This window comes from Thermoflexus sp. (assembly GCF_025055495.1).
Lineage (GTDB): Bacteria > Chloroflexota > Anaerolineae > Thermoflexales > Thermoflexaceae > Thermoflexus.
The window spans coordinates 1-9,862 of sequence record NZ_JANWXB010000275.1; the positions used below are offsets into that span (position 1 = coordinate 1).

Genomic DNA, 9,862 nt, shown 5'->3' on the forward strand with positions numbered 1-9,862 from the left:
CCTTCCAGGACGGCTGGTTCCGCACCGGGGATGTGGTGACCATCGAACCGGAGGGATACATCCAGATCGTGGATCTCCTCAGTGGATCTGGAGAACGCCCTGATGGCCCACCCCAAAGTCCTGGAGGCCGCCGTCATCGCCGTCCCTCACCCGAAGTGGCAGGAGCGCCCACTGGCGGTCGTGGTCCCGCGGCCGGAGTTTAAGGGGGTCATCGCCAAAGAGGAGCTCCTGGAGTTCCTGCGGCCGCGCTTTGCCAAGTGGTGGCTGCCGGATGACATCGTGTTTGTGGAAGCGATCCCCAAGACCAGTGTGGGGAAGTTCGATTAAGAAGGTGCTCCGGGAGCAGTTCCGGGAATATTATCTCCCGGAGACGCCTATTTAGAGCCTATCCGTGTAACCCTCTTCCCCCTCCCCGTCGGATGGAAAGGGAGGAGAAAGAAGGGGGGAGGTCCCGCCTTCTCCGTAATGGTCCTTCCCCCCTGAGGTGGGTGTGGGGGGCCGCTGAAGGCGCCCCCCACGCCCACCTATCCCTGCAACAAAAAGCGCGATCCGCTGTAAGGGAGCGCTATCGGAAAGGGCATCCCTGGGACCGCCCATCGGGGTAGGGACAACGGTATGGCTGGGTTCCTACCTCATTCCGGGCGGGGAAGGGACATGCTCGTTGAATCCGTCAGGCCCCATCCACCGGGTGAAGGCCTCGAGAGGTTTTCGCGGTTTCACCCGGGGTGACCCTGCTGGAAACCCGATCAGGATCATCCCCTGGGGCTCCCAGTCCAACGGCAGCCCCAGTGTCTCCCGCACGGTCTCCGGACAGAACAGGGGGGCGCAGATCCAGCAGGCTCCCAGGCCCAGGGCATGGGCCATCAGCAACATGTTCTGCCCGGCCATCGCTACGCTCTGGACGGCCATCGTTCGCTCAGCCGTCTGTCGTCGTTCATCGGGATAGCGGTCCATCTCGATCATCGACAGGCAGACCACGATCGCCAGCGGGGCGGAAACGATCCGTTCGCGGGAACGGGCCACATCCTCTGCAATCCGCTCCTCCGGAACCCCGTCCTGCCGCAGGTCCGCCGTTAGACGTTCGCCCATCGCCTGGGCCAGCCGGGCTTTGACGTCTGAGTCCTCCACTACCACGAATCGCCACGGCTGGCGGTTGTGGGCGGAGGGGGCCCACCGGGCGGCCTCCAGCAGCGCGACCACCCACCTCGAGGGGACAGGCTCCGGACGATACTGTCGGATGGAGCGCCGGGAGCGGAGGAATTCCAGCAGCGTTCGGGCGGGAGCCGGGAGGTTCTCCATCAGGGGATCCATGGGATGTCCTCTACGCCGTGGGCCGTGTTGGCCCATCGGGCCAGCATGAAGAGCAGGTCGGAAAGACGGTTGAGATAAGCCAGAATCCAGGGGGGAACGGGCTCCTGCTGGTGAAGCGTCACCACCGCCCGCTCAGCCCGCCGGCAGACGGTGCGGGCGATGTGGAAGGCCGCGCTCATGGGATGGCCTCCCGGGAGGATGAAGACCCGTGTGGGGCCAGCGATGGCTTCGCATTCATCGATCCAGGCCTCCATCTCCGCGATGCGTCCTTCCGGAGGGACAGGGAGCGAGGGCGCTCGATCGGCCACGGCGGGGTCGAGGGCCAGATAGCTTCCGATCACAAACAGGTCCCGCTGAACAGTCAGCATCCGTTCCGCCCACGGGGCTGGGATCCCCATCGCCCCCAGATAACCCAGCCAGGCGTTCAGCTCGTCCACCGTCCCATAGGCCGCCACTCGGGGATGATCCTTCGGAACTCGTGTGGGGCCCATCAACTGGGTGGTGCCGTTGTCGCCGGTCCGCGTGTAGATCTTCATACGATTCCACCATCCGAACTGGATGTGTTCATGGGACAGAGCGAGGGGCTTTGCCGCCCGCTCGGTTGCCCGAGCAGTTCTTATCTCCGGTAGCGCTTCCTTGGGACGGATCACGCTCCGTATTTGTAGGTGTTTCTGGGCGGGAGAGGCCGCCTCCGGCGGCCCCGCCTATGGAATCGATTCTCCATCATGGCGTGAAATGCCACCAGAGCCATGCGATCCCGAGTCCCAGCAACGCGCCCACGAACACCTCCATTGGCGTATGGCCGATGAGCTCCTTCAGGCGCTGTTCGCTGAGCGGGCGGCCTGTGAACACTTCCTCCAGGATCTGGTTCAGAATGCGAGCCTGGATGCTGGCCGCGCGGCGAACCCCTGCCGCATCATACATCACAATCAGAGCGACAATGGCGCTGATCGCAAAGACGGTGGAGGTCAGGCCCTCGCGCAGCCCCACCGCAGTCGCCATCGCGGAGACCAGGGCCGCATGGGAGCTGGGCATGCCGCCGGCGCTAACCCACAGGCCCAGATCCAGCCGTCGCCGTCGGGCCCATTCCACGGGGACTTTGGAGGCCTGGGCTACCATCCAGGCCAGGAAGGCCGGCAACAGGATCGGGTTCTGGAAGAGATCGCTGACGTTCATCCCTCACCCCTCGAACGGGGTCAGATGGATCGCCCCGGATTCGTTGCGTTCGAGCAACTGAACTCGCAGCTGAGCTTCCTGTAATAATTGCTGGCATCGATCGGCGAGGGCGCGCCCCCGTTCGTAAAGCGCCATGGTTTCCTCCAGAGGAAGCCCACCGCCCTCCAGGGCGCGCACGATATGTTCCAGCTCAGCCAGCGCTTCCTCAAAGGTCAGTTCGTGGATGGCTTTGCTCATCGAATCCCCCCTTTAGAGGGATATCCCTGCTTGCTGATCGATGGAAAAAGAAACCCGAATATAGGCTGGAACCAGGCGCCAGGAGGCGCTCGCCCCAGCCTCTGAACGGCCAGCTCAGATCGTGGAGGAGAGGACCTGGAACTCGGGCGTCGCCTCTTCGATGGCCCGGGCCACAGCCCGCACACCCATCTTCAGCGCCTCTGTGGGCCGTATCCCTCCGATCTCCGCCGGCTTCAGAATCCAGACTCCCGACCCGTGGGGCTGAAACCGCAAGGCCACTTGCTCCACCCATTGACCCTCCGCCATGAGCAGCTCGATCAATAGCCCTTCCTCCGCGACCGGGCGATAGAGCGCCTTCACCCGCCAGATCGTCTCCCCATCCTGCCAGAGACGTCCACGCAGGGCCTCGATCACACGGGAGAGCTCCGGTGTGCCTTTCCAGATCCGGTGAGGCATGGCTTCCTCCGGGCGCATGATCCGAGGGAGCGAGGGCGCAGGGACCGGCCCGTTCCGCCGCCAGACAAAATAAAAACACACCCGGCCGGCAGCAAGGGCCTTCCGCTCATAACGAGTTGGCTCCCGATCCGGCAGCGCATGAACCCACGGCGTCTCCAAGGCGCTCTCCAGCCCGGGCGTCTCCCTCAGCACATCGGCGATCCAGAGGGCATAATCGACATCGTCCGTTGCGATCAGGAGCGTTCCCCCTGGCTGCAGACGATGGGCGGTTAGTTGCAGGAAAGCCGGCGTCAGTAGCCGTCGATGGTGATGCCGGGCTTTCGGCCAGGGGTCCGGGAAATTGATATAAAGCCCGGCGATGGATCCGGGCAGGAATATCAGGGCGAGGGCAGCGAAGGCATCGCCCAGCACCAGGCGGACATTCTCTAGCCCTTCCCGACGGAGCCGCCGGAGCGCCCATCGGGTGGGCTCCAGGGCCCGTTCCACCCCTACGCAGTTGGCTTCGGGCATCCGGCGGGCGAGCGCCGCCAGGAAGATTCCATCACCAAATCCGATCTCCACGTGGAGCGGGCCATCCCGGCCGAAACAGGCCGCCCAATCCATGGGCCACGGCAGATGCCGTAGCTCCAGCAGCCAGCGGGGGTCCCCCAGCCGAAATCGCCCGGGGGGAATCTGGAGAGCAGACGCTTTGTCCTCCCAAACAGAGGCCATGCCAAGTGCTCCGGACGTCCAGATCGAGATCCCGTTCGGACGGGAAGCCCGGAACATTCAAATCAGCGGGGTCTTCTCCCAGGGGTAGGAATTACGCCGTTCGTCTCCTCCTGGGCTTTCGAGGGCGGACCCGAACGCCTTTATCGCTCGGTTCCGCCCCTAAAGCCCTCCGAGGAAGCCAGCTGCGCAACTCCTACCAGGGAATTATAAACTGATCATGCGAGGGGCTGTTATGGGCATGAGAGGGGAGAGGTCCATGGCGCGCGGGATTCCGCAATCGGTCTTCTGGAGTTGCTTCCTGTCGCTCCTCTCGATCGCCGCCTGCCGTCCGGCTTCCAGCGCGCGCTATGCCATCGACTTTACAAATGGCGCGCCCGGGTGGTTCCTTCCGGCAGAGGCGCGCTTGACCGCTCAGGCCGCGAACGGTTATCTGAGCTTGAGCCTGAAGCCGCCTCATATGGTTGGGTGGGCCCTTTCCCCATTTGCCTTTCAAGACGGTCAGGTCGAAGTGGAAGGAACCTTGCTGGAGGGGCCGTCCTCGACGGACTATGGCCTTATCGTCCATGCCGCTCGGGGACGGTTCTATCGCTTTGCGATCAGCGCGGATGGCTATTATGGGGTCTTTTTCTATGAGCGAGGGAACTGGCGGGCCCTTATGGATTGGACCATTCATCCAGCCATTCGAACGGGGCGGACCACGAATCACCTGCGGGTCCGGAGCGCGGGCGTGGAGATGATCTTCTGGGTGAACGGCGTTGAGGTTGCCCGGGTTCCGCGGGGATCGAACGCGGAGAGCGGTCGGGTGGGCGTCAGCATCGGAACGATGGCGGGGGGAGATGCCCGAGTGGCCTTCGATCGGTTCATCGCCGTGCGGGATCGTTGAAACAGGCGGAGCGCAGACGCGTTCCCTATACCTGGCCCTTCACGAATCGGGACGAGGAGGCAGAGGGGCAGGCAGGGAAGCCGCCCGCCCCTTTGCTCCCGTACGCTCTCCGAAAGGAGGCCTTCAGGGGCAGGGAGCCCGCCGGGTTAACGAATGGCGCGCTCGGTTTCCGCGTCAAAGAGATGCATGCGATCCATATCGAAGAGCACGCGGATGGTGTTCCCCACCAGGGCCCGGGACCGCGGGTCCACCCGTGCGACGAAGGTCTGGCGATCCGCCACCAGGTGAAGATGGACCTCGCTTCCCATCAGCTCCCGCACATCGACCCGTGCCAGCACCTCCGCCGGATGGTTGAGGGGTGGAGCGTATTCAGGGTCATAAATGTGTTCCGGCCGCAGGCCAAAGACCACCCGCCGCCCTACGTGCGGGCGATACACTGCCACCCGGTCTGGCGGGACGGGCACGCGGAAGGCACCGGTGTCGACGCACAATCCATCCCCCTCCGGCACCACGCGGGCCTCGAAGAAGTTCATCGGCGGCGAGCCGATGAACCCGGCCACGAAGAGGTTCTCCGGTCGTTCGTAAAGGTTCTGGGGCGTATCGACCTGCTGGAGCACCCCGTCCTTCATCACGGCGATGCGGGTGCCCATGGTCATCGCCTCAACCTGATCATGGGTCACATAGACGAAGGTAGTGCCCAGCCGCTGATGCAGCTTAATCAGCTCGGCCCGCGTCTGCACCCGGAGCTTGGCGTCGAGGTTCGAGAGCGGCTCATCGAACAAGAAGACCGCCGGGTCGCGGACGATGGCCCGGGCCACAGCCACCCGCTGGCGCTGGCCGCCCGACAGTTGCCGCGGCTTGCGGTCCAGCAGATGTTCGATCTCCAGCATCCGCGACGCCTCCCGCACTCGACGCTCGATCTCCGCCTTAGGAACTTTCCGCATGCGCAGGCCGAAGGCGATGTTGTCGTAGACGTTCATGTGAGGATAAAGGGCATAAGACTGAAAAACCATCGCGATGTTGCGGTCCTTGGGGGGGATCTCCGTTACATCTCGGTCTCCGATGTAGATCCGCCCGCGGGTGACCTCCTCCAGGCCCGCCAGGAGGCGCAGAGTGGTGGTCTTGCCGCATCCCGAGGGGCCGACCAGCACCAGGAATTCCCCATCCGGGATATATAGCGTGAGATCCTTCACAGCCACTACGTTTCCAAACTGCTTGGTCACGTTCTCGAACGCCACGCTCGCCATGAGTCTTACCCCCTGATAGAAAATCCGCCTACCTAGGATATTCCTGCCTCGATCCGAACGAATGGATCAGGACCCTCCTTACCATTGTAACTTGGTCGACCCGCTTGAGCAACGGTTTGCTGGGGGGGCATATTCCAAAATTGTCGGCGCTTTCCCCGAAATCTTCCAACGGGTTCTGATAGCCTTCCCGAGGAAAGGACCCCCTCTCCCGGCCTGAAGGCCTGCATCACTGGGGCTGAAGGCGCGGAGGGCGCTGGAGAAGATCCACCTCGACAGACCTTGAACATGCCTCTTGGATCTCAGATGTTGCCCCTCTACCCGAGGGCTTAATAAAATGAATATAATGTGTATCTTTGAAAGGACTTTTCAGTCGCCGCCACCGAGGAGGTAATGCGGAATGCGTCGCATCGGGGTGATGACCAGTGGAGGGGATGCGCCGGGCATGAACGCCTGCATCCGGGCGGTGGTGCGCACCGCCGCATACCACGGGGTGCAGGTGATGGGGATCCGGCGCGGATTTCAGGGCCTGATCGAGGGAGAAATTGCAGAGCTCCGCCCACGGGATGTGGGCGGGATCATCCAGCGCGGAGGAACGATCCTGCAGACAGCTCGTTCGAAGGAGTTTATGACGGAGGAAGGGCAGCGCAAGGCGCTGCGCCGCCTGAACCAGCATGGCATCGAGGGGCTGGTGATTATCGGCGGCGATGGCTCCATGCGAGGGGCCCTGGCCCTCCATCAGCGCGGCTTCCCCGTGGTGGGGGTCCCCGCCAGCATCGATAACGACATCTGGGGCACCCACATGAGCATCGGGGTCGACACGGCCCTGAACACGATCATCGACGCCATCGATCGGATAAGGGACACCGCATCCTCCATCGGACGGGCCTTCCTGGTGGAAACCATGGGGCGGGATTGCGGGTATCTCGCCCTGATCGCCGGGGTGATCGGCGGGGCGGAGATGGTGCTGATCCCGGAGCGGGAGACCCGTCTGGAGGAAGTGGCTCGGGCGGTGATAGATGCCTATGAGCGGGGGAAGACCCATGCACTGATCGTGATCGCGGAGGGCGCCCCTTACCGGACGACAGAGGTCGCCAAGTTCCTGGAGAGCCATCCCATCGGCTTCGATGTGCGCATCACCATCCTGGGCCACATCCAGCGAGGGGGAAGCCCGACGGCCTTCGATCGCCTGCTGGCCACCCGCATGGGGGTCAAGGCCGTGGAAGCGATGCTGGCCGGGGAGCGTGGGGTGATGACCGCCCTGCAGGGGCGGGAGATCGTGACCATCCCGCTGGAAGAGGTGGTGCAGCGCCGGCGCGAGGCGAACCTCACGTATTACGACATGGTGCTGATGTTGGCACGCTGAGGGTTGCGCTGAGCCTAACCGCTTCCCTCCGAAGCATTCGCAGGCAGGTCTGTGGATTTGCTTATGAAGCTCGCATTCGGGAAATCCCACGCGGCTCATAAACTCTTCTTCTATCGAAGTGGAAATGCACATACGAGATGATGCCGCTGATCAGCTTCTCCCGCGCCTCCTCTCTCTTCCCCTGCGCGGACAGCTCATACACTTCGTTGAGCAGGTCCACCAGCTTCCGGTGTTGCTCGTCCATCTCTGGGATGCCGGTCAGCAGATCCTGCGTGAGCTCAATGATCCTGCGCATGGCCGCTCTCTCCTTTCCAGGCGATTGTGCAGTCTGCGCGTAGGAGATGGGCGAATCGGGTTTCGTGCGTCGACAGGGGAGATCATCCCCTGTGGATGAAGCGCGGTCCGGCGCTATGCCCGGAGGACGTGACCGGTGGGGGGATGGGCCTCTCCTCGTAACATCGCGATGGCGTGGGGCAGAACTCTTCCCAGGAGATCCATCGCTTCCTGCACTGCCCGCGGGCTGCCCGGCAGGTTGATGATCAGGGTCCGCCTACGAACGCCCGCGATACCTCGGGAGAGCATCGCGAAAGGCGTATGCTGGAGGCTGTGGAAGCGCAATGCCTCCGCGATGCCCGGGGCCTCCCGCTCCAGGAGCGGCCGCGTGGCCTCCGGGGTGAGATCCCGGGGACCCAGCCCGGTGCCCCCGGTGGTCAGGATGAGATCCAGGCCTTCCTCATCGCACCACGCCCGAAGGGTTCGCTGGATCGCCTCTATCTCATCAGGGACCACCGCATATTGCGCGACGGTCCAGCCCATTTCCTCGACCATCCGCTTCCGGAGGATCGCCCCGCTTTCATCGGGGTAAATCCCATGGGCAGCCCGATCGCTGATGGTGAGGATGCCGACTCGAACGGTTTCCATTCCCGTGGTTCCTCGCTGGATCTGGCTTGCGGGAAAGTCAACGCCCTTCAGAGGTTTCGCCCTGGCTATCCCGCGCGGCCGTCTTCAGAGCGGCCAGGATCAGGGGGATAACTTCCTCCATGGGACCTGGAAGCAGACAGCCGGCCGCGGGGGGATGCCCGCCTCCGCCGAAGGCCAGGGCCACCCGGGCCACATCGTAGCCCGGTCGGGCCCGCATGCTGACTTCCACCTTCCCATCGTCCCGTTCGGTGAACACCGCGGCGATCCGCGCCTCCTCGACCCCGATGAGAAAGCTGGAGAGGCTTAGATCGTTCGCATGGGTTAGCCCGGAGGCCGCCCGCATCTCCCGGGTGATCACCGTCCAGATCACCCCACTCTCAACCTGGACTCCCACAAGGGCCTGACCGAAGAGGCGAACGGCAGCCAGAGGACGGCGGTTGAAAAGTGCATCGACCAGGGCGGGCAGGGAGGCCCCAGCTTCCATCAACCGGGTCACCTCCCGCAGGATCCGGGCGTTGACGTTCGCGGTGCGCAGGCCCATCGTATCCCCCACGATGCCCGCCAGCAGGATCGAGGCCAGCTCCGCATCCAGCGCCACTCCCAGGTCCTCCGCCAGCCAGAGCACCATTTCCGCCGTCGCCACCGCGGAGGGATCGACCCAGTTGATGGTCCCAAAGCGAGTGTTGGTGACGTGGTGATCGATGTTTAACAGGGGAAGGCCCTGGAGTTCGGCGAAGGCTTTGCCGAGGCGCCCCGGGTCGCTGGCGTCCACACTGACCAGGAGATCGAAGGAGCCCCGGGCGATTCGGGCGATTTCCTCGACATGGGGGATCGCCTTCAGGCGGGCGGGGAGATCATCGTCGCAGAAGGCCTCCGCCGTTTTCCCCAAACGTCGGAGGATCTGCACCAGACCGGTCGCGCTGCTGATCGCATCGGCGTCCGGCGAAACATGAGTGGCCACGGCTACCCGTTGCGCTTCCTTCAAGATCTGTTGGGCCTGCTCACGACTCATCCGGTGTTTGCTCCTTCCCGTGGAGCTTCCATAGCAATCGTTCGATCCGATCCGCCCGGTCGAAGGTATCGTCCCACTTGAAAACGAGATCAGGGATCCGGCGCAGGATCACCCGCCCGGCCAGCTCATGCTTCAGGTAGCCTTTGGCATGCTCCAGCCCCGCCAGCACCTCCTCCCGCCGTGTGGGATCCGTCGGCCAGGCCGTCACATAGACTTTCGCGATGGTGAGATCGGGCGCTGGCTCCACGGCAGTCACGGTCACCCCTGTGACCCGTGGATCCTTCAATTCGGCGATGAGGGCGCTTAATTCCTCTCGGAGCAATTCCCCAATCCGTCGTTGCCGACGCTCTCCCATGGCGAACCTCCAGGATGTTCCATCCTAACATGGGGAGGCGATTCCGTCAATCAAGGTGGGATGAGCTGCCTGACCGGTTTGGCCCAGATAGGAGCCCTTGACGCGCCGGGATGCTCAGCGATGGAGGGTTGTAGGTGAGCGCCGCAGGCGCCCGCAGTCGCGGGGAGGTACGAAGCCCCCGGCGCCGCGC

12 protein-coding genes and 1 pseudogene are annotated in these 9,862 nt (G+C 63.7%); 3 read left to right on the top strand and 10 right to left on the bottom strand.

Going from position 1 to position 9,862, the window contains the following annotated elements:
- Positions 1-382, top strand: a pseudogene (locus tag NZM16_RS14045) (fatty acid--CoA ligase); the annotation flags it as partial.
- Positions 383-627: 245 nt separating this feature from the next.
- Here NZM16_RS14045 and NZM16_RS08885 read toward each other — a convergent pair.
- The 5 genes from NZM16_RS08885 to trmB form a co-directional block, all read right to left on the bottom strand.
- Positions 628-1,311, bottom strand: coding sequence for a nitroreductase family protein (locus tag NZM16_RS08885; RefSeq protein ID WP_295480004.1), 684 nt, complete (start codon positions 1,309-1,311; stop codon positions 628-630).
- A complete protein-coding gene (locus NZM16_RS08890; RefSeq protein WP_295450901.1) occupies positions 1,299-1,847 on the bottom strand; it encodes a cob(I)yrinic acid a,c-diamide adenosyltransferase in 549 nt (182 codons plus the stop codon). Before NZM16_RS08890 ends, NZM16_RS08885 begins: the two co-directional genes overlap by 13 nt.
- 187 nt (positions 1,848-2,034) lie before the next feature.
- Positions 2,035-2,487 carry a divergent PAP2 family protein gene (locus tag NZM16_RS08895; protein WP_295450899.1) on the bottom strand — a complete coding sequence of 151 codons (453 nt, stop codon included), beginning with the start codon at positions 2,485-2,487 and terminating at the stop codon, positions 2,035-2,037.
- Positions 2,488-2,490: 3 nt separating this feature from the next.
- The gene (locus NZM16_RS08900; protein ID WP_295450895.1) at positions 2,491-2,724 is read right to left on the bottom strand and encodes an exodeoxyribonuclease VII small subunit; all 234 of its coding nucleotides are present in this window, start codon (positions 2,722-2,724) and stop codon (positions 2,491-2,493) included.
- Between the two features lie 114 nt (positions 2,725-2,838).
- A complete protein-coding gene (gene trmB / locus NZM16_RS08905; protein ID WP_295450893.1) occupies positions 2,839-3,891 on the bottom strand; it encodes a tRNA (guanosine(46)-N7)-methyltransferase TrmB in 1,053 nt (350 codons plus the stop codon).
- Between the two features lie 256 nt (positions 3,892-4,147).
- Between trmB and NZM16_RS08910 the strand changes: the two genes are divergently transcribed.
- Positions 4,148-4,774 (top strand): hypothetical protein, encoded by a 627-nt coding sequence (locus NZM16_RS08910; RefSeq protein WP_295450890.1) that lies wholly within the window; start codon positions 4,148-4,150, stop codon positions 4,772-4,774.
- A gap of 146 nt (positions 4,775-4,920) precedes the next feature.
- Here NZM16_RS08910 and NZM16_RS08915 read toward each other — a convergent pair whose 3' ends face one another.
- Positions 4,921-6,021, bottom strand: coding sequence for an ABC transporter ATP-binding protein (locus tag NZM16_RS08915; protein ID WP_295450887.1), 1,101 nt, complete (start codon positions 6,019-6,021; stop codon positions 4,921-4,923).
- Between the two features lie 397 nt (positions 6,022-6,418).
- Between NZM16_RS08915 and pfkA the strand changes: the two genes are divergently transcribed.
- The gene (pfkA, locus tag NZM16_RS08920) at positions 6,419-7,384 is read left to right on the top strand and encodes a 6-phosphofructokinase (RefSeq protein ID WP_295450884.1); all 966 of its coding nucleotides are present in this window, start codon (positions 6,419-6,421) and stop codon (positions 7,382-7,384) included.
- 61 nt (positions 7,385-7,445) lie between these two features.
- On the opposite strand, the gene NZM16_RS08925 is transcribed toward pfkA, so the two are convergent.
- The 4 genes from NZM16_RS08925 to rbfA form a co-directional block, all read right to left on the bottom strand.
- Positions 7,446-7,679: a bacteriohemerythrin gene (locus NZM16_RS08925; protein ID WP_295450881.1), complete on the bottom strand. Its 234-nt coding sequence runs from the start codon at positions 7,677-7,679 to the stop codon at positions 7,446-7,448.
- A gap of 113 nt (positions 7,680-7,792) precedes the next feature.
- Entirely contained in the window at positions 7,793-8,305 is a 513-nt protein-coding gene (locus tag NZM16_RS08930; RefSeq protein WP_295450878.1) for a MogA/MoaB family molybdenum cofactor biosynthesis protein, read from the bottom strand.
- A 37-nt stretch (positions 8,306-8,342) separates the two neighbouring features.
- Positions 8,343-9,317 (bottom strand): bifunctional oligoribonuclease/PAP phosphatase NrnA, encoded by a 975-nt coding sequence (locus tag NZM16_RS08935; RefSeq protein WP_295450875.1) that lies wholly within the window; start codon positions 9,315-9,317, stop codon positions 8,343-8,345.
- On the bottom strand, positions 9,307-9,672 hold the full coding sequence (rbfA, locus tag NZM16_RS08940) for a 30S ribosome-binding factor RbfA (RefSeq protein ID WP_295450872.1): 366 nt from the start codon (positions 9,670-9,672) through the stop codon (positions 9,307-9,309). The genes NZM16_RS08935 and rbfA overlap by 11 nt, the downstream gene beginning before the upstream one ends.
- Positions 9,673-9,862: the final 190 nt, after the last annotated feature.